The sequence below is a fragment of the Mesorhizobium sp. B2-4-15 genome (genome assembly GCF_006658505.1).
GTDB lineage: Bacteria > Pseudomonadota > Alphaproteobacteria > Rhizobiales > Rhizobiaceae > Mesorhizobium.
Genome location: NZ_VFUZ01000047.1, coordinates 1 through 17,127, shown reverse-complemented (window position 1 = coordinate 17,127; position 17,127 = coordinate 1). Strand labels below are relative to the sequence as shown.

General features: G+C 62.2%; 20 protein-coding genes. 10 read left to right on the top strand and 10 right to left on the bottom strand.

From position 1 onward, the window contains the following. Window positions 1–119: 119 nt before the first annotated feature. Window positions 120–782 carry an outer membrane protein gene (locus FJ930_RS29565; RefSeq protein WP_141841129.1) on the bottom strand — a complete coding sequence of 221 codons (663 nt, stop codon included), beginning with the start codon at window positions 780–782 and terminating at the stop codon, window positions 120–122. A gap of 316 nt (window positions 783–1,098) precedes the next feature. Between FJ930_RS29565 and ade the strand changes: the two genes are divergently transcribed. Then, window positions 1,099–2,916, top strand: a complete 1,818-nt coding sequence (gene ade, locus FJ930_RS29560; protein WP_141841128.1) for an adenine deaminase — start codon at window positions 1,099–1,101, stop codon at window positions 2,914–2,916. Between the two features lie 23 nt (window positions 2,917–2,939). Here the strand turns inward: ade and FJ930_RS29555 are convergent, their stop codons facing one another. Then, window positions 2,940–4,094 carry an alpha/beta hydrolase gene (locus FJ930_RS29555; protein WP_141841127.1) on the bottom strand — a complete coding sequence of 385 codons (1,155 nt, stop codon included), beginning with the start codon at window positions 4,092–4,094 and terminating at the stop codon, window positions 2,940–2,942. A gap of 143 nt (window positions 4,095–4,237) precedes the next feature. Further along, window positions 4,238–5,362 carry an alpha/beta hydrolase gene (locus FJ930_RS29550; protein WP_181763507.1) on the bottom strand — a complete coding sequence of 375 codons (1,125 nt, stop codon included), beginning with the start codon at window positions 5,360–5,362 and terminating at the stop codon, window positions 4,238–4,240. A 345-nt stretch (window positions 5,363–5,707) separates the two neighbouring features. Between FJ930_RS29550 and ilvA the strand changes: the two genes are divergently transcribed. Together ilvA and FJ930_RS29540 are read left to right on the top strand one after the other, a co-directional pair. Continuing rightward, a complete protein-coding gene (gene ilvA, locus FJ930_RS29545; protein ID WP_141841126.1) occupies window positions 5,708–6,964 on the top strand; it encodes a threonine ammonia-lyase IlvA in 1,257 nt (418 codons plus the stop codon). Continuing rightward, window positions 6,961–7,518, top strand: coding sequence for a DUF1697 domain-containing protein (locus FJ930_RS29540; protein WP_141841125.1), 558 nt, complete (start codon window positions 6,961–6,963; stop codon window positions 7,516–7,518). The genes ilvA and FJ930_RS29540 overlap by 4 nt, the downstream gene beginning before the upstream one ends. A 12-nt stretch (window positions 7,519–7,530) precedes the next feature. Here FJ930_RS29540 and FJ930_RS29535 read toward each other — a convergent pair whose 3' ends face one another. Continuing rightward, entirely contained in the window at window positions 7,531–7,824 is a 294-nt protein-coding gene (locus tag FJ930_RS29535; RefSeq protein ID WP_141841124.1) for a DUF2218 domain-containing protein, read from the bottom strand. Window positions 7,825–7,963: 139 nt separating this feature from the next. Further along, the gene (locus FJ930_RS29530; RefSeq protein ID WP_141841123.1) at window positions 7,964–8,404 is read right to left on the bottom strand and encodes a VOC family protein; all 441 of its coding nucleotides are present in this window, start codon (window positions 8,402–8,404) and stop codon (window positions 7,964–7,966) included. 217 nt (window positions 8,405–8,621) lie between these two features. Here FJ930_RS29530 and FJ930_RS29525 point away from each other — a divergent pair, with 217 nt between their 5' ends. From FJ930_RS29525 to FJ930_RS29515, 3 genes are read left to right on the top strand one after another with little or no spacing between them, the layout of a single operon-like run. Continuing rightward, on the top strand, window positions 8,622–9,218 hold the full coding sequence (locus tag FJ930_RS29525; protein WP_140747339.1) for a cold-shock protein: 597 nt from the start codon (window positions 8,622–8,624) through the stop codon (window positions 9,216–9,218). A 24-nt stretch (window positions 9,219–9,242) separates the two neighbouring features. Further along, complete coding sequence (locus FJ930_RS29520) at window positions 9,243–9,806, top strand: DUF192 domain-containing protein (RefSeq protein WP_141841122.1); 564 nt, start codon at window positions 9,243–9,245, stop codon at window positions 9,804–9,806. 23 nt (window positions 9,807–9,829) lie between these two features. Next, on the top strand, window positions 9,830–10,597 hold the full coding sequence (locus tag FJ930_RS29515; RefSeq protein WP_150831324.1) for an alpha/beta hydrolase: 768 nt from the start codon (window positions 9,830–9,832) through the stop codon (window positions 10,595–10,597). A 22-nt stretch (window positions 10,598–10,619) separates the two neighbouring features. Here the strand turns inward: FJ930_RS29515 and speB are convergent, their stop codons facing one another. Together speB and FJ930_RS29505 are read right to left on the bottom strand one after the other, a co-directional pair. Continuing rightward, complete coding sequence (gene speB, locus FJ930_RS29510; RefSeq protein WP_141841120.1) at window positions 10,620–11,585, bottom strand: agmatinase; 966 nt, start codon at window positions 11,583–11,585, stop codon at window positions 10,620–10,622. 138 nt (window positions 11,586–11,723) lie between these two features. Beyond that, window positions 11,724–12,329: a hypothetical protein gene (locus FJ930_RS29505; RefSeq protein ID WP_141841119.1), complete on the bottom strand. Its 606-nt coding sequence runs from the start codon at window positions 12,327–12,329 to the stop codon at window positions 11,724–11,726. 133 nt (window positions 12,330–12,462) lie between these two features. On the opposite strand from FJ930_RS29505, the gene cysE reads away from it, so the two are divergent. Next, entirely contained in the window at window positions 12,463–13,311 is an 849-nt protein-coding gene (gene cysE / locus FJ930_RS29500; RefSeq protein ID WP_140607492.1) for a serine O-acetyltransferase, read from the top strand. Between the two features lie 156 nt (window positions 13,312–13,467). Further along, the gene (locus tag FJ930_RS29495; protein ID WP_140607491.1) at window positions 13,468–13,671 is read left to right on the top strand and encodes a DUF3126 family protein; all 204 of its coding nucleotides are present in this window, start codon (window positions 13,468–13,470) and stop codon (window positions 13,669–13,671) included. Between the two features lie 52 nt (window positions 13,672–13,723). Here the strand turns inward: FJ930_RS29495 and FJ930_RS29490 are convergent, their stop codons facing one another. Then, window positions 13,724–14,455: a hypothetical protein gene (locus FJ930_RS29490; RefSeq protein ID WP_141841118.1), complete on the bottom strand. Its 732-nt coding sequence runs from the start codon at window positions 14,453–14,455 to the stop codon at window positions 13,724–13,726. A gap of 122 nt (window positions 14,456–14,577) precedes the next feature. Between FJ930_RS29490 and FJ930_RS29485 the strand changes: the two genes are divergently transcribed. Together FJ930_RS29485 and FJ930_RS29480 are read left to right on the top strand one after the other, a co-directional pair. Next, on the top strand, window positions 14,578–14,919 hold the full coding sequence (locus FJ930_RS29485) for a hypothetical protein (protein ID WP_141841117.1): 342 nt from the start codon (window positions 14,578–14,580) through the stop codon (window positions 14,917–14,919). Between the two features lie 19 nt (window positions 14,920–14,938). Next, window positions 14,939–15,466, top strand: coding sequence for a gamma carbonic anhydrase family protein (locus tag FJ930_RS29480; protein ID WP_141841116.1), 528 nt, complete (start codon window positions 14,939–14,941; stop codon window positions 15,464–15,466). A gap of 3 nt (window positions 15,467–15,469) precedes the next feature. On the opposite strand, the gene FJ930_RS29475 is transcribed toward FJ930_RS29480, so the two are convergent. Together FJ930_RS29475 and FJ930_RS29470 are read right to left on the bottom strand one after the other, a co-directional pair. Further along, window positions 15,470–16,075 carry an ankyrin repeat domain-containing protein gene (locus FJ930_RS29475; protein ID WP_246677096.1) on the bottom strand — a complete coding sequence of 202 codons (606 nt, stop codon included), beginning with the start codon at window positions 16,073–16,075 and terminating at the stop codon, window positions 15,470–15,472. 48 nt (window positions 16,076–16,123) lie between these two features. Beyond that, window positions 16,124–16,876 (bottom strand): NYN domain-containing protein, encoded by a 753-nt coding sequence (locus tag FJ930_RS29470; RefSeq protein ID WP_141841115.1) that lies wholly within the window; start codon window positions 16,874–16,876, stop codon window positions 16,124–16,126. Between the last annotated feature and the right edge of the window lie 251 nt (window positions 16,877–17,127).

Sequence of the window (17,127 nt, the reverse complement as noted above, 5' to 3'; positions counted from 1 at the left end):
CCCCCGCCCCCTGCGGGCGTCGGCCGCCCCATCCGGCAGGATTGAAGTGGCGCTGTCGGAGCAATTCCAGCAAAGGTGTGTAAGGGTTTTCCCTTCGCAATGGCGTGGAAGAGCCACGCTCAGAACTTGTAGCTCAGATTGATGCCGACGGTGTTCAACTTCACGTCCTGATCACGGTCGGTGAAGCCGTTCGACCCGTCATAGTGCTCGGAGCCGAAATCGTAGTAACGATACTGCGCGCCGACGACGAACTTGTCCGTCAGCGCGTAGTCGACGCCGGCGCCCACGGTCCAGCCGACATTCGTACGTGTGTTGGAGAATGCTGGACCGGCGGCCTGGGAGGTATCGACTCCGGCGAAGGCGACGCCGCCTATGCCATAGACAAGCACGCGGTCCATGGCATAACCCGCCTTGGCATTCATCGATCCGAACCACTTGATGTCTGTGCCGAACACGTTCCCCGGTTCGGGTTCGGCTGTGCCACTGATCGAGGAATAGTTGAGTTCGGCCTCGGCACCGATCACTGCCTGGTCGAACTGCCACAGGCCGGCGATGTGGCCGCCGACGAAACCGCCATCGATGTCGGGCGAGGAAAACGCGCCGCCGCCTGTCCCGGTGATATCCGATTGCCCCCAACCATATCCGGCCTGCAGGCCGGCGTAGTAGCCGGTCCAGTCGAAGCCGGGCGCGGTCATTGGCACGTCGGCCGTCTGGTCGGCTGCAAAAGCCGACACGGACAAAGCGGCAAGAAGACCGGCACTTGCGACCACCAGGCGATACATCGAACTCCTCGAGGGAAGAGTCAGCACAATCCTTGCGGGTAGCGTAACCCGGTTTGCCGCAAAACGGAATCAGATTTCTCACCGCGACCGATGCGGTCTGCCGACGTCGGCAAGCCGTGGGCGTGGCATTCCATAGGAGCGCCAGCATGCAGATCGGCGGTTCGCGGAGAGAAAGTCCTGTCATCACCAACGAAACGGATTTCGGCCGGGAATGCGAAAGTGACCGACGTGAAGACGCAGTAGGTTCCCTATCCGCTGTTTGGCGCTGGCCAAAACCGGGCAGGCTTGGCACAGTCGCGCAAACAGGAGTCTCTTCATGGCAAGGAAGCCGGCGGCGCATGCGACGAAACCCAAGCCCTGGACCGAGATGGCGACGCATCTGGTCGACGTCGCCATGGGTCGCAAGCCGGCCGATCTCGTCATCCGCAATGGCCGCTGGGTGAACGTTCACTCGGGCGAGATCATCGCCGGTACCGACATCGCCATTGCCGGCGGCCGTTTCGCCTATTGCGGGCCGAACGCCAGCCACGCCATCGGCCAGGGCACCAAGGTGGTCGATGCCGGCGGGCGCTATCTGGTGCCTGGCCTTTGCGACGCGCATATGCATGTCGAGAGCGGCATGGTGACGGTGACCGAATTTTGCCGCGCGGTCATCCCGCACGGCACCACGTCGATGTTCATCGATCCGCATGAGATCGCCAATGTGCTGGGCCTGCCTGGCGTGCGGCTGATGCATGACGAGGCGGTGGCGATGCCCATCAACGTGCATGTGCAGATGCCGTCCTGCGTGCCCTCGGCGCCGGGGTTGGAGCATGCCGGCGCCGAGCTGACGGTCGCCGATGTGGCGGAGGCGATGACCTGGGAAAACATCATCGGGCTCGGCGAAGTGATGAATTTTCCCGGCGTCGCCGCCAACGATCCGGTCATGTCGGGTGAGATCGCCGCGACGGTTCATGCGGGCAAGACGGTTGGCGGCCACTATGCCTCGCGCGATCTTGGCCTGCCCTTCCACGGCTATGTCGCCGGCGGACCCGAGGATGATCACGAAGGCACGCGCGCCGAGGACGCCATCGCCCGCGTGCGCCAGGGCATGAAGGCGATGCTGCGGCTGGGCTCGGCCTGGTACGACGTTGCCTCGCAGATCAAGGCGGTGACGGAAGGCGGCATCGATCCGCGCAATTTCATCCTGTGCACCGACGACAGCCATTCCGGCACACTTGTCCACGAAGGGCACATGGACCGGGTGGTCCGTCACGCCATCCAACAGGGGCTGAAGCCGGTGACGGCGATCCAGATGGCGACGATCAACACGGCCCAGCATTTCAGGCTGGAGCGCGAGATCGGTTCGATCGCGCCGGGCCGGTTGGGCGACCTGCTGATTGTGTCCGATCTCGCCGCAATGACCATCGACGAGGTCTATGCGCGCGGCGTGAGACTGGCCAAGGGCGGCAAGCTCGACATCGACATTCCGGCCTATGACTACCCGAAGACCGCGAAAAACACCGTCAAGCTCGGCAAGAAGCTGAAGGCAGCCGATTTCGACATCGTGGCCCCCAAGGGCGCCAACGAAGTGCGGGTGCGGGTGATCGGCGTCATCGAGAACCAGGCGCCGACGCGCGCGCTGGAGGCCGACCTTGCCGTCGAGGACGGGCTGGTCGGCATGGATCGCCGCAACGACATCTGCCAGATCGCGCTGGTCGAGCGTCACCGAGGTACTGGCGGCGTCACCAACGCCTTCGTTTCCGGCTTCGGCTATATGAGCGATTGCGCCATGGCCTCCAGCGTGGCGCATGACGCCCACCACATCATCTGCGTCGGCACCAACAAGCAGGACATGGCGCTGGCGGTCAACCGACTGGGCGAAGTCGGCGGCGGCGTCGTGCTGTTCTCCAAGGGCAAGGAACTGGCGCTGGTCGAAATGCCGATCGCCGGGCTGATGTCTGACGAGCGCGCCGAGATCGTCGCCGCCAAGGCGGAGAAACTGACCGAGGCCATGCGCAAGATGGGCTGTTCGCTGAACAACGCCTACATGCAGCATTCGCTGCTGGCGCTGGTGGTCATTCCGGAGCTCAGGATTTCAGACGTCGGGCTGATCGACGTGACGACCTTCCAGAAGGTCGACCTGTTCGTCTGAGATCAGCCGCCGGCGCTTCGCTCTCAGCCGCCGGTGGCAATGGTCAGCACCTTGAACGGCGTTGTGATGACGACCTCGGCGACCGAGCCGACAGCCTTGCCGAGGCCCTGGCCGAGATCGTCGAGTTGAGCCTCGTCTGAAGCCAGGCCGGCCGGCGCCCGCAGGCGGTCGCCAAGCAATTGCACCAGGAACGGGTTGTCGGCGAATTTGGCGTGGTTCAGTTGGTCGCCGCCCTTGGTTTTGGTCAGATCGACGACCGCCACACCATAGCTGGCAAGGTCCGCCGCATTGCCGTAGTCGCCGACGCGCGGCTTGTCGCCAGAAATGAACGACGAGAGCTTCAGTGCCCGGTCGTCGCCCGAAAGCAGGATGGCGAAAGGCTTGGTCGGTTTGCCGTAGCGGATCATCTGCTTCTTGAACACATCGACATCGATGTCCGGGGAGGCCAGGATGACATAGCCGAGTTTGCCGCCAAGATCGCGGTCGCCTGTGATGGCGAGCTGGCGCAGCGCTTCCATGGTCAACCAGGTTCCCATCGAGTGGGCGATGATGTCGATGTTCTTGACACGGGTCTTGGCCAGCATCCGCAGCGTCGCCTCGAGGTCGTCGCGCGCGGCATTGGCGCTGTCCTTGTCGTAGAGATAGCCGGTTGTCTTGGCGCTTGAGGCCCACGAGAACAGCACCGGTGTGCCGGGATATTTCGTATCGTGGGCGATCTGGGTCAGGCGGTAGATGCCGTCGTCGAAACCATTGTTGAAGCCGTGCACGAAGACCAGCGCGCGGTCACCGCGCATGGCGATGTCGGCACCAACCGCCTTGGCGAATTGCGGTGCATCCTTGTAGTAGATCACGTCCTTCGCAGTGAAATCCTTGGCCGGGTTGCTGTTCGCCGACCCCTTGGCGCGCTCGATGGCGCCGACCTTGTGGCTCTTAGGAACCGTGACATCGACACGGGCGTAGCTGGTGGTGAGCGAGCGATCACCATCGAACACCTGCCGCGGCTCCTTTGCGGCCCTTTGCCGGGTCGTGGCCACGAAAATCTCGTGAGTGGCGGCGATATCCGAGGCAGGCACCGCGACCGTCGTCCTGTTCAGAAGATCATGCGTGTTCTGGCCGGCACAGCCGGCAATGGTGAGCGCAAACGCGGCGGCGACGACATTCTTGAAGCGATAGCTCACGCGCCGGCTCCCGTAGGGGACGTCAAACGCCTGACGTCGCTCCTATCCCCGATAAAGCCAGAGACCGGCGCGGTCCAGTTCAAAGTGGGCCGATATATCTCAACGATGGTGAAGCAGATACGGCGAAACCCGCGCCGCCGCATCTATTGGCCGAGCAGGCTGATGCGGTCGGTTACGTCTCGATCGCTGGCAAAGCCGTCATCCTCGCGCAGCCGCTGGCCGATCATCTTCACCAAAGCGGGATTGTCGGCGAATTTCGTATGGTTGAAACTGTCGCTACCCTTGACCTTGGAGAGATCGACGACCGTAACACCATAGGAGGCAAGATCGGCGGCATCCTTGTAGTCGCCGACGCGCGGCCGCGCACCGGCGATCAGGCCGGAGAGCCGGAGCGCACGATCGTCGTCGGACAACAGCAGGATGAACGGCTTGTTGGGCTTGCCATAGCGTCGCATCTGACTCTTGAACACATCGACGTCGATGTCGGGCGAGGCGAGCACCACGTCGCCGAGCTTGCCGCCGAGATCGCGGTCGCCGGTGATGGCGAGCTGGCGCAGCGTCTCCATCGTCACCCAGGTTCCCATCGAGTGGGCGACGATGTCGATGCGCCGCGCGCCGGTCTGTGCCAGCATCCGCAACGTCACTTCAAGCTGGTCGCGCGCGGCACTGGCGCTTTCCTTGTCATAGACATAGTCCGTCGTCTTGGCGCCCGAGGCCCAGGAGAACAGCACCGGCGTGCCGGGATAACCGGAATCGTGAACGATCTGGGTCAAGCGGTAGACGGCGTCGTCAAAGCCGGTGTTGTAGCCGTGGACAAAGACCATGACGCGGTCGCCGCGCGCCGCGATGTCGGTGCTCAGCGCGCTGGCGAATTTCGGCTGCGTGTCGTAGCCGACGACTTCGGAAGCCATGAAATACTTCGTTGGATCATTCGACTTGCCGCGTGAGCGCCGCTCGATCTGGCCGGTTGTGTGGGTGCCGGGAACAGTGACATTGACGCGCGCGTAGTTCAGCGTCGCCGAGCGTTCGCCGTCGAAAACCTTGTTGGGGTCATCGGAAGGCTTGCGCGTCGTGGCAATGAAGATCGAGTGATTACCGGCGATTTCCGTCACCGGCACGGACATGACCGCGCTGCCGAGCAGTTCCTCGGTTTTGCGGCCGCCACCACAGCCTGCCACCAGCAAGGCAAGTGCAAGAATGCAAATCGTCTTCAAATGCACGTCAAAATTCCACTCGAGCCCAAAAGGGCCTTCCACCCTCCACGACATCTCCCCAGCAGGCGAAGTGCGGCGGAAGTAAGTCGTCTCCCGCCGAAATGTGGTTGGCGTCCGGCAGCGGCCATCGCACTGTTGCGTGAAAGCCAAAATGTCGGCGGGAGCGGCCACAACAGGAGAAGGTCAGCGCTCTGGGTCGACGCCGGAGATGCCGCACAATGCCCGTGAAGGTGCGGACACCTCGATGCGGCTGGCATGAACAAACGCCTCCAAGCGCCTGCAAGCATGGCGGGAATGCCCGTTGCAGGCGTAAGCCCAACCTGGCAATGGTCTTGCGGGGCCGGATGTGCGATAGCCTTCTGTCTAACGCGCCTGCGGGCGGACCGGGATGATCTTGCCATGACCAGTTTTGCCTCGCGCGTCGCCATCGCTGCCTCCGCGATCCGCCAGATCTTTCCGGAGACGCCGCTGCAGGAAAACGACTATCTGTCGAAGAAAACCGGCGCCCGGGTTTTGTTGAAGCGCGAGGACCTGAGCCCGGTGCGCTCCTACAAGATCCGCGGCGCCTTCAACTTCTTCCGCAAGGCGCTTGCCGCCGGCAATCAGGCCGAAATGTTCGTCTGCGCGTCCGCTGGCAACCATGCACAGGGCTTCGCGTTCGTCTGCCGACATTTCGGTAAAAAGGGCGTGGTCTTCATGCCGGTGACGACGCCGCAGCAGAAGATCGACAAGACCCGGCTTTTCGGCGGCGATTTCGTCGAAATCAGGCTGGTCGGCGACTTTTTCGACGACTGCTATCGCGCCGCCTTCGAATTCACCGAAAGCTCCGGTGCGCACATGGTGCCGCCTTTCGACCACAAGGACATCATCGAGGGGCAGGCCACGGTGGCCTATGAGATCGCCGACCAGATGCCGGGCGCACGCATGCCCGACATCGTCATGCTGCCGGTCGGTGGTGGCGGGCTCGCCGCCGGCGTCACCCACTATTTCGCCGACAAGGGCCGGGAAGCGCGTTTCGTCTTCTGCGAGCCTGCTGGGGCGCCGAGCCTGCATGACAGTCTTGCGGCGGGAAAGCGGCTGAAGCTCGCCAAGGTCGACAATTTCGTCGATGGCGCGGCGGTGGCCGAAATCGGCCGCGAACCCTTGCGGTACCTCAAGGAATTCGCCGCCGACACGGTGCGGCTAATCCCGGAAAACCGGCTCTGCGCGACCATGATCGAGATGCTCAACGTCGAAGGCGTCGTGCTCGAGCCGGCGGGCGCTTTGGCCATCGACGCGTTGAAGGATTTTTCCAGAAAGGAGATCCGGGGCAAGACCATCGTTGCCGTGGTTTCGGGCGGCAATTTCGATTTCGAGCGGCTGCCCGATGTCAAGGAACGGGCGCTGCGCTTCGAAGGCCTGAAGAAATACTTCATCATCCGCTTCCCGCAGCGGCCAGGGGCATTGCGCGACTTCCTCGAAATGCTGGGTCCCGACGATGACATCGCGCGCTTCGAATATCTGAAGAAGTCGGCGCGCAATTTCGGCTCGGTGCTGATCGGCATCGAAACCAAGGACCGCCGCAATTTCGACCTGCTGAAGGCGAATTTCGGGGCCGAGGGCGTCCAATATCAGGACATCACCGACAACGAGACATTGGCGGGGTTCATCATATGAGCGGGAAGGTCTTCATCGCCCTGTTTTCGGGCATCAATGTCGGCGGCAACCGCATCGTCAAGATGGCGGAACTGCGGTCGTTCTTCGAGGATCTCGGCTTTTCCGACGTCGCCACCTATGTGCAGAGCGGCAATGCCGTGTTTCGGGCCGACAACGGCGATGCCGCCACGCTGACGAAACAGATCGAAGCAGCCTTCGAGAAGAAATGGGGTTTTCATTCGCGCATCATGGTGCGCGACGCGGATTGGTTCGAGCGGCTGGTCGCGCAAAATCCCTATCCGGAAGTTGCCGGCGAGCCGACCAAGCTCCACGCCTATGCGCTGGAGCGGGAACCGACCAAAGAGGAGGCGGCCCGGTTGTCGGAAAGATGCACAGGTCCGGAAAAATTCGAGATCAAGGGCGACGTGCTTTACCTGCATGCCCCCGATGGACTTGGAAAGTCTGTGTTCGCCGGCCTGATCGGGCGCACGCTGAAAGTACCAGGCACCGCGCGCAATTGGCGTTCGGTGCAGGCATTGTTGGAGATGGTCGGTAAAGCCGGCAGCGGCGGCTGACTTCGGATGTTTTTACGCTGCCGGAGCCTGCTTCCAATCGAACACCAGCTCTTCGCGAAAGGCGAAGCGCTTGATGTGATCGGCTACGACGCTTTCCAGGCGCTCGAGCGATCCCGCTTCGTCGGTCGACACCGTGATATGCAGCGCGCTCGCATCGGCATCCATCACCGTGCGGCCAAGCGACAGTTCGATCGTGCCATGGTGCGGATCGAACTCGACCGGGAATTTGTGCGCCCAGTGCTTGCACAATTGCTGTACGTAGCGGCTGGCATGTTCGGTGGCGACATCGGCATGGCTGGAATGCATGATTGAATTCTCCACGGGGGGCGCCCATTCGTCTGACAACGCGCCGGCTTGCAGCGCGGCGCGAGTCAGACAGGTAGGCGTTGTCTCGCCGAACGCCAAAGGTCGCCGGGCGATATCCGCCCGGTATCGGGTCGAAGCCTTACCAGCTTCCGGTGTTCGCCATCGACGCCCAGGGTTCGGCCTTGGCCTTGGCAGGGCCTTTCTGCAAAAGCTCGATGGAGATGCCGTCCGGAGATCTGATAAAGGCCATGTTGCCGTCGCGCGGCGGCCGGTTGATGGTCACGCCTTTGTCCATCAGGTTCTGGCAGGTCGCATAGATATCGTCGACCTCATAGGCGAGGTGGCCGAAATTACGCCCGCCCTTGTAGTCTTCGGGATCCCAATTGTAGGTGAGTTCGACAAGCGGCGCCTTCTCGCTGATGCCGCTTTGCTCGTCCTCCGGCGCGGCGAGGAAGATCAGCGTGTACCGGCCTTGCTCGTTTTCGTAGCGGCGGACTTCCTTCAGCCCGAGCTTGTTGCAGTAGAAATCGAGCGAGGCATCGACATCGGCGATGCGGACCATGGTGTGCAGATAGCGCATGTGCTTTCCTCGATCTGTGGGGTTGCGGCGCAACATAGGGTCGGCCCGGTCAAAGGGCAATCGTCCGGCGGCAGGCAGTGCCGGCAAAGAACAAATCCGGTATTCCCGTAATGAACCGTGAAAAAAGGCACGTCAGGTCTTGCACTCACCGGAAGCCGCGGTGTTAATCTGGTATCAAGAATCAGTTGCAGTGTTCTTGAAAAAAGGGGGCATTCTTATGGGGGAAAAGGCCTCTTTGACGGGGCGGGCCGGAACCCTTGGCGACGCTGTGAAGCGCGACGAAGGCGGCGAGGCCGCCGACCTGACCGAAATTGCCGGCGCCATCAAATGGTTCGATGTGGCCAAGGGCTACGGGTTCATCCTTCCGGACGATGGCGTTTCGGGCGATATCCTCCTCCATGTGACATGTCTTCGACGGGACGGTTTCCAGACAGCTCTGGAAGGCGCGCGCGTGGTCTGTCTCGTCAAACAGGGCGAGCGCGGACTGCAGGCCTTCCGTGTGCTTTCCATGGACATCACCACTGCCGTCCATCCCGCCGAAATGCAGGAGCAGCGCACCCATGTCTCGGTGACGCCGGACAGCGGGCTCGAACGCGCGCTGGTCAAGTGGTTCAACCGCACCAAGGGCTTCGGCTTCCTGACGCGCGGCGAGGGTACCGAGGACATTTTCGTCCATATGGAGACCTTGCGCCGCTACGGCATCACCGAGCTTCGGCCGGGGCAGGTGGTGCTTGTGCGTTTCGGACGCGGTGACAAAGGCCTTATGGCCGCCGAAATTCACCCCGATATGGGCACCTTGCCGGTTTCGCACTAGGGCGACCCCGGCCGAGGATTTCGCATGACTCACATGAACAGGCTGACGGCGGGCGTGATGTGCGCCGTTGCCGCCGTCATTATCGCCGCGGGCGCCTTCTTCTACTTCCAGGTACCCAGCGCGGCCGATGGCCGGGCGATGATCCTTCCCGTCGATCCGGCGCCGCTGATCGCGGTGACGAAAAATGGGGAACGCTCGTTCTCTATCGAAGTCGCCGATACCGATGCCGAGCGGGAAGCCGGCCTGATGTTTCGCGAGGACATGGCCGCCAATCATGGCATGCTGTTCGTCTTCGACGAGACACGCGAGGTCAATTTCTGGATGAAGAACACGCCGATGCCCCTCGACCTGATCTTTGTCGGCCAGGACGGCAGGATCCGTGCGATCAAGCACGGCGAGCCGCAATCCGAGGCGATCGTGTCGCCGGGTGAGCCGGTCCGCTTCGTGCTCGAGCTCAAGGCCGGCACCGCCGCTAGGGATGGCATCGCGGACGGCGATCTGCTGCGTCATCCCGTGATCGGCACGGCACCGGGTCCCGGCATGCCGCCAGCGAACAAGGGCGATTCTCCGAACGTCGATTCCGACTGAGCGCGCGGAGGATCGCCTTTTCAATGCAGTTTTTCTCCCATGATGGGTTCGATCTCGCCTACCTCGACCGCCAGCCGGCATCGGGCAAGGGCGATCCCGTGCTCATGATCCACGGCTTCGCCTCGAGCCACTACGTCAACTGGGTATCGCCAGGCTGGTTCAAGACGCTGAACGATGCCGGCTATCGCGCCATCGCCTTCGACAATCGCGGCCACGGCTCGTCGTCGAAGAGCTATGACGAGGCCGATTATACACCAGCGAAAATGGCTTCGGATGCCGCCGCCCTGCTTGACCATCTCGGCATCGAACGGGCCCATGTCATGGGCTATTCAATGGGCGCGCGCGTTGCGGCGTTCATGGCACTGTCCGATCCCGACAAGGTGGCGACGCTGGTCTTTGGCGGTCTCGGCATCGGCATGATCGACGGGGTTGGCGATTGGGATCCGATCGCGGCGGCCCTTCTTGCCGACGATCCGGCCGCGACCACCCATCCGCGCGGCCGCTCGTTCCGCGCCTTCGCCGACCAGACCCGCAGCGATCGCAGGGCGCTTGCCGCCTGCATCGCCACGTCGCGCGAATTGCTGAGCGAGCAGGATATTGCCCGCATCGCCCAGCCGACGCTGATCGCGGTCGGTACAACCGACGATATTGGCGGGTCGCCCGACGAGCTTGCCGCCCTGATGCCGAACGCCAGGGCCTTTCACATCGAGGGCCGCGACCACATGCTGGCAGTTGGCGACAAGACCTTCAAGCAGCGCGTGCTGGAGTTCTACGCCGAATATCCGCTTTGATCCTGCGCAGACGTGCTTGGGGTCAGTCCGGCACTCTCGCTTCTTGAACCGACTTCGCCAGCACGCACAGCAGTTCGAACATCATCGTTGCACCCGCCAGTGCCGTCATGCCGCCAAGATCGAAGGGTGGCGCCACTTCCACCACATCGGCGCCGACAATGTTCAACCCGTCAAGCAGGCGCACCATTTCCTGCGCCTCGCGGGTGGTGAAGCCGCCGAGCTCGGGCGTGCCGGTGCCCGGTGCCATCGACGGATCGATGCAGTCGATATCGAAAGTCACATAGGTCGGTCCGGTTCCGGCGATGGCACGTGCCTCTTCCATGACACTGGCCGCGCCGCGCCGGACGAACTCCTCCATGTAGATGATGCGTATACCTTGGGCGACCGCCCAATCATGCTCGCCGGGTTCATAGATCGAGCCGCGAATGCCGATCTGCACGACCCGTTTGGGATCGAGCAGGCCCTCTTCGATCGCGCGTCGGAACGGCGTGCCATGCGTGTAGGGGTTGTCGCCGAAATAGCGGTCATTGGTGTCGGAATGGGCGTCGAAATGGATCATGCCGACAGGCCGATTCTTGGCGACGGCGCGCAACACCGGCAGCGTCGTCAGATGATCGCCGCCTGCCGCCAGCGGAATGGCGCCCGCCGCCACGATAGCCGCGATGCCCTCCTCGATGCGCTTCAATCCATCCAGCAGGTTGATCGGGTTGACGGAGAGATCGCCGACATCGGCGACGTTGGCGATGCTGAACGGCTCGATGCCCGAGACATGATGGGCGCGCCGCATCAGGCTCGATTGGTTGCGGATCTCGCGCGGGCCGTGCCGCGCGCCGGCGCGGTTGGTCGTGCCGCCGTCCCAGGGTATGCCGACCAGCGCGATGTCGAGCCCCTCGGCGGTCGTCACCGCTGGCAACCGCATGAAGGTCGAGAGCCCGGCAAAGCGGGGAACGGCCGAGGCGTCGACCGGCTGGAAGAAATTGCTGCTCATGATGTCGGCACCTCAGAAGAATTCATGTTGGACGATACCCTCGGAAAGCGTTTTTCGCGGCCCGCTTCGATACTGTGCCCCCCGCGGCAAGGCCGATACAGGGCCACATGCAAGCGCTATGATATCTCCCGACAAAAATCATGTGGAGCCTTCCAGGGCCTCCAGCGACCGCGCCATGTTCAGCTTGGCTTGAGGCTCGAAACGCCGGCGAAATTCTTCGGTGTGGAAAATGTGCTGGCGCGCAAGGAAAGCCTTCAGCACGGCGGCGCGTCCGGCGCGCCACATCGGCTCCTCCACCCAGTCATATTCGCGGCGGACCGCGCGTTCATAAGCGTCGAACGCGGCCGGCGCGGCACCCAGGATCGAAAGATCCATGTCGAGGAAAAGACTGGCGTCGCGCATTGCCGCCGCGTCTTCGAAGCGGGGCAACTGATGCGTGGCTGTTGCGAGGATCATCGCGCTGATGCGGTCCAGGCGTCCGGCATCGCCGCGGCCCGCGAGCCTTGTCTCGGCAAGGGCGGCACTTTGCGCCTCATTGTCCTTGGCCTTGCTGTCGTAGATGGCGTCGTGGAACCAGATCGCCGCTTCGACGGCATCCGGGTCGCTTAGCAGCCCTCGGTAGTCGCCGGCCAGCGCAAGCATCGCCTCGATATGGGTAAGATTGTGGTAGTGGCGATCCCCGGCGCGGTAGAGCGCTGAAAGCTCGGTTTTCAGGGCCTTGTCGATCAAGGGTTCGTTTTCCATCGCGGCTTGAATTCCTGCGAACCAAATCCATTTGACAAAGCACTAAGGAAAATTGAGTTCAACCGTGCTATGATCTGGCTTATATGTGCGGCCGCACAACAGGCAAGCCCGCAGGACGCAGGACAAGACGTCGATGAACAGCATCAGCATTTCCCGCCACGGCGCATTGCAGCCGGTCGATCCGATCTGGCGCTCCATCCGGGACGAAGCCATGGAAGCAGTCAACCGCGATCCATTGCTGGCCGCGTTCCTCTATTCGACGATCCTCAACCAGGAGAGCCTGGAGGAAGCGGTCATTCACAGGATCGCGGAGCGGCTTGCCCATCAGGATATCGGTTCCGACCTCATCCGCCAGACCTTCAAGTCGATGCTGGCCGATGACAAGGACTGGCCGACGACGGTGCGCGTCGACATCCAGGCCTATTATGACCGCGACCCGGCCTGCGACCGGTTCATCATGCCGGTGCTCTATTTCAAAGGCTTTCACGCCATCCAGACCCATCGGCTGGCGCACTGGCTGTGGAACCAGGGCCGCAAGGATTTCGCGCTCTACCTGCAGAGCCGCTCATCGTCGGTCTTCCAGACCGATATCAACCCGGCGGCGCGCATTGGCAAGGGCATCTTCATCGATCACGCCACCGGTCTTGTCGTCGGCGAGACCGCGGTCATCGAGGACGACGTGTCGATCCTGCACGGCGTGACGCTGGGCGGTACCGGCAAGGCCGGCGGCGACCGTCATCCCAAGATTCGCCGTGGCGTGCTGATTGGCGCCGGAGCCAAGATTCTCGGCAATATCGAAGTCGGCCATTGCTCCAAGATCGCCGCCGGATCGGTGGTGCTGTCGCCCGTGCCGCACAACAAGACGGTCGCCGGCGTGCCGGCCCGCGTGGTTGGCGAAACCGGTTGCGATCAGCCTTCGCGCCAGATGGACCAGCTCCTGCCGTCGCAGTCGATGGACCAGGTCGTGAGCTTCGACATCTGATTTTTCCGCACCGGCGCAACCCCCCGGAGTGATCGCGATTTTTGCCCGGCGGCGCTGCCGCTTCCGGTGCAACATGGCCGGCTTGCCTTTACATCGCCATTGTCGACGTGCCAGAAGCGCCGTTCAAACCAGCAAGCCGATGATCGGAGAAGACTGTTGAAGCCGGACGAAATCAGAAAGCTGGACGCCTATTTCAAGCGCGTCTTCCAGAACCCCAAGCTTATGGTCAAGGCACGGCCGCGCAAGGAAGATTCGGCCGAAGTCTATGTCGGTGAGGAGTTCCTCGGCATCGTCTTCAAGGACGAGGACGACGGCGACTATAATTTCTCGATGGCGATCCTCGACATCGATCTGGGCTGAGCCCGCAATCCGAGGGCGGGCCACGCCGAGCGCGGCCTGCTCCACCGGTCCGTCAATGTCCGGTTTTCAGGATACGTCCTGCCTCGGCCGTGATCGCAGCGTCGAGCGTCTGCCAGTCACCAAGGAATTCCCTGGGAAAACGGTAGGTGAGGCTGAGATCGTCGCCGACATGGATGTCCCGCTCGCAGGGCGCCAGCGATTCGCCGGCACTCGGTCCGCTCAGGCAGCGGGCCACGAAGGGGTCCTTGCCCCCGCGCTTGCCGACCACCAGTACCTCGTTCAGATAGCCTGATTTTTCATTGAAGCCGTAGACCGTCGTGCCGCCAGGTCCCGGAATGCCGGGCTTGACGATCAGCGCACTGTAGATCGGCGCGAACCGGCCGCTCATGTCGCGCGACATCATCCGCGGTTCGAAGGATAGGAAAATGATGTTCCTGTTGGTCCCGGAATGGTTGAAATCGTCGCGGGCCGCCTCGCTGTAGCCGTCCATCCGGGGATAGCGCAGATAAAGGTCGAGACGTGAGGCAATACCGTTGCGGCGGGCCTGTTCGAAACGGATGAAATTGGCCGGCACGGAAATCACATTGTTGCCGATCACCACCTCGCGCACCGTCGTGTCGTCGGTGTATCCGGCCAAGGCGATGGAACGGCCGAACCATTTGCCGCCAAGACTGATCGCCACCGACAGCAGCGCCAGCGCCGCGAAGGCGTAGAACACCCGCTTCATCAGCATGGAATCGACCACGGTGAGTTCAGGGCCGTCGGCGATCGCTGCCTGCTTCATCTCGGTCCTCGGATCCGGCTTGCCTGCGCCCGGGGTGTCCCTCGGCGGCACACATCGCTCGGCATGGCTCTTGCAGCCTTGGTAGAGCGACTGTGCAGTTTCGTGGTAAATGGACGGTAAAGATGGGCCAGATCGACCTTACTCTGTTCGCTTTTGTCGTCGGGCTGACGGCGTGCGGTCTGACGGGCTCGGCAATGGAACTGGTGTCCGGCCGCAAGGTCGCCTTCGCGGAGCCCTATGTGTCGCCCTCGCATGTGCTGCGCTCGCTCGCGGTCACCGCCGGCGCCGGTCCCTTCATGCTGGTGAACGATGCCCTCGATGCCCGCCGCGAGAACCGCATTTCGACAATGGCGCTCTTGTCATGCGGCTGTACCGCGATTGCATGGTCCCTGGCGCTGGGCATCGTCTTGCTTGCCATTGCCTCATGGACGATCCGTCTCCTAGGGTCCGGCATTCCAGCCTGAGACGATTCGGAGACCGACAATGCCGCTTTATGCGATCGATGGAACAGAACCCAGCTTCGCCGACGCAGAATCGAACTGGGTCGCGCCCGATGCGACGCTCATTGGCGATGTGCGCGTTGGCCGCAATGCGGGCTTCTGGTTCGGCGTCGTCATTCGCGGCGACAATGAGCCGATCGTCATCGGCGCCGACACCAATGTGCAGGAACACACGGTCATGCACACCGACCCCGGCTTTCCGATCACGATCGGGCGGGGTTGTACGATTGGCCACCGGGCCATGCTGCATGGCTGTACGATCGGCGACAACAGCCTGATCGGCATGGGCGCCATCGTGCTGAACGGCGCCAGGATCGGCAGGAATTCGCTGGTTGGCGCCGGCGCGCTGGTCACCGAAGGCAAGGAATTTCCGGACAATTCGCTGATCGTCGGCTCGCCGGCCAAGGTGATCAGGGTGCTGGACGACGCGGCCGTCGCCAGGCTGCGCGGCTCGGCCGCGCACTACGTCGCCAACGGCAAGCGTTTCAAGGCGGGGCTGAAAAAGCTTTGAGGCCTATCGACAGGTGTCGTCGGAGCCGCGCGTGGTCATCGCCTCGCGCAGCAGCGTAGCGCCAGCATCGAAGCCGGCATGCTCCGCTCCTTCCAGGGCTGTTGCATGGTCATCGACGCGCGTTCTGAGCGAGGGGTCGGCGCCGGCCGACAGAAGCAGGCGGATCGCATCGGCGTCGCGGACCGCCACGGCATAGTGAAGCGGCGTCCAGTCGTTCACGCCCCGCATGTCGAGATCCGCGCCAGCATCAATCAAGATCTGGATGATTTGCAATTTGTCGGCGCGCTCCGTGGACAGCACCGCAATGATAGACGGAAATCCGCCGTGATGGCTGTAGTTCGGATTCGAACCCGCGCTCAGCAGGGTGGAAATGAAGGCGAGGGGACTCCAATAGATCGCGTATTCCAGAGGATGCCCGAGGCCGAGTTCGAACGGCATCTGTTCATCAAACCAGTGCCGTGAGCCGCCCAGAAGTGCGCCCAAGGTCCCGAAATCTCCGGCCTTGAAGGCGTCGTCGATGGCCCTGAACAGCCGATGGCGTTCGCACCGATCTTCCGGGATTTCCAGCATCGCTATGATCCGAAGCGGGATGGACAGCCGATAGTGCATTGACTGACTGTCCCTGGGAAGCCGGACAAGAACAGAACTCCGGCACACTTATCCGAATTTGTTTTTCGCTTTTTTCGGGGCAGCAGGTTGGAGGCGTATTCGCATAGCCCCGCCTTTAGGTTTTTCGATTTCAAATGCAGCGGTTTCTCTCACCAAATCGCTTAGCTTGCTGAAGCCATAGGTGCGAGGGTCGAAATCGGAAAAGAGATTTGCGAGTTGCTTACCGAAGGTGCCGAGAAGCACCCACCCATCCTCGCTATCCATCTGGCCGATGGCTTTCTTCAACATTGGGGTTGCTGCGCTTGGCGACTGAAGTGGCCTTTTTGCCGGCGCCGCGTCTTGAACGCTTGCCACGCCAGGGAGAAGGTTTTCGGTGTAAACGAAACGTCGACATGCCTGCCGGAAACTCTCCGGGGTTTTCTGTTCTCCAAAGCCGAACACATCGACGCCTTGTTCGCGGATTCGGGCGGCAAGTCTCGTGAAGTCGCTGTCGGACGAAACCAGGCAGAAGCCATCAAGGTGACCGCTGTGGAGCAGGTCCATGGCATCGATCACCAGGGTAATATCAGACGCATTCTTTCCCGTCGTATAGGCGAACTGCTGTTGGGGTATGATCGCGTGCTTCGCCAGAACGTCGGCCCACCCCTTGGATCGAGCGCTTGAGAAATCGCCGTAGATGCGGCGGACACTGGCCTCGCCGATCCTCGCGATCTCTTCGAACAAGCCATCTGCAATCTTGGCGGAAGCATTGTCTGCATCGATGAGAACCGCAAGGCGTGGAGATCTGGCTTCTGTCGGCATGCGGCGCTTTCTTTGACTGACGTCCCCCAGAGTTTGGCTCTGGCCGGGCCTTCCGGCAAAACATAGCCGCCGCCGATGCGACCGTCGAGTGACCGGAATAGCAGGAGGAAGACGGTTGTCAGCCAGATCTTTCAGCTAACAAAGGTCTAAACCGGGGGAAGCTTGCCATAGTAAGGTCTGGTCCAGAAATGGCGGAGCCGGCCCGGGGACGGGGCCGGCTCCTTTGACCCGGTCGTTGGGGACGGGGAGGG

What these genes read in the sequence shown, in the direction of transcription:
- FJ930_RS29515 (WP_150831324.1), top strand. Translation starts at nt 9,830, where the DNA reads ATGCAGTTTTTCTCCCATGATGGGTTCGATCTCGCCTACCTCGACCGC.
- FJ930_RS29485 (WP_141841117.1), top strand. Translation starts at nt 14,578, where the DNA reads ATGGGCCAGATCGACCTTACTCTGTTCGCTTTTGTCGTCGGGCTGACG.
- FJ930_RS29525 (WP_140747339.1), top strand. Translation starts at nt 8,622, where the DNA reads ATGGGGGAAAAGGCCTCTTTGACGGGGCGGGCCGGAACCCTTGGCGAC.
- FJ930_RS29540 (WP_141841125.1), top strand. Translation starts at nt 6,961, where the DNA reads ATGAGCGGGAAGGTCTTCATCGCCCTGTTTTCGGGCATCAATGTCGGC.
- speB (WP_141841120.1), bottom strand. Translation starts at nt 11,585, where the DNA reads ATGAGCAGCAATTTCTTCCAGCCGGTCGACGCCTCGGCCGTTCCCCGC.
- cysE (WP_140607492.1), top strand. Translation starts at nt 12,463, where the DNA reads ATGAACAGCATCAGCATTTCCCGCCACGGCGCATTGCAGCCGGTCGAT.
- FJ930_RS29535 (WP_141841124.1), bottom strand. Translation starts at nt 7,824, where the DNA reads ATGCATTCCAGCCATGCCGATGTCGCCACCGAACATGCCAGCCGCTAC.
- FJ930_RS29490 (WP_141841118.1), bottom strand. Translation starts at nt 14,455, where the DNA reads ATGAAGCAGGCAGCGATCGCCGACGGCCCTGAACTCACCGTGGTCGAT.
- FJ930_RS29475 (WP_246677096.1), bottom strand. Translation starts at nt 16,075, where the DNA reads ATGCACTATCGGCTGTCCATCCCGCTTCGGATCATAGCGATGCTGGAA.
- FJ930_RS29480 (WP_141841116.1), top strand. Translation starts at nt 14,939, where the DNA reads ATGCCGCTTTATGCGATCGATGGAACAGAACCCAGCTTCGCCGACGCA.
- FJ930_RS29505 (WP_141841119.1), bottom strand. Translation starts at nt 12,329, where the DNA reads ATGGAAAACGAACCCTTGATCGACAAGGCCCTGAAAACCGAGCTTTCA.
- FJ930_RS29520 (WP_141841122.1), top strand. Translation starts at nt 9,243, where the DNA reads ATGACTCACATGAACAGGCTGACGGCGGGCGTGATGTGCGCCGTTGCC.
- ade (WP_141841128.1), top strand. Translation starts at nt 1,099, where the DNA reads ATGGCAAGGAAGCCGGCGGCGCATGCGACGAAACCCAAGCCCTGGACC.
- FJ930_RS29550 (WP_181763507.1), bottom strand. Translation starts at nt 5,362, where the DNA reads ATGTCGTGGAGGGTGGAAGGCCCTTTTGGGCTCGAGTGGAATTTTGAC.
- FJ930_RS29565 (WP_141841129.1), bottom strand. Translation starts at nt 782, where the DNA reads ATGTATCGCCTGGTGGTCGCAAGTGCCGGTCTTCTTGCCGCTTTGTCC.
- ilvA (WP_141841126.1), top strand. Translation starts at nt 5,708, where the DNA reads ATGACCAGTTTTGCCTCGCGCGTCGCCATCGCTGCCTCCGCGATCCGC.
- FJ930_RS29470 (WP_141841115.1), bottom strand. Translation starts at nt 16,876, where the DNA reads ATGCCGACAGAAGCCAGATCTCCACGCCTTGCGGTTCTCATCGATGCA.
- FJ930_RS29530 (WP_141841123.1), bottom strand. Translation starts at nt 8,404, where the DNA reads ATGCGCTATCTGCACACCATGGTCCGCATCGCCGATGTCGATGCCTCG.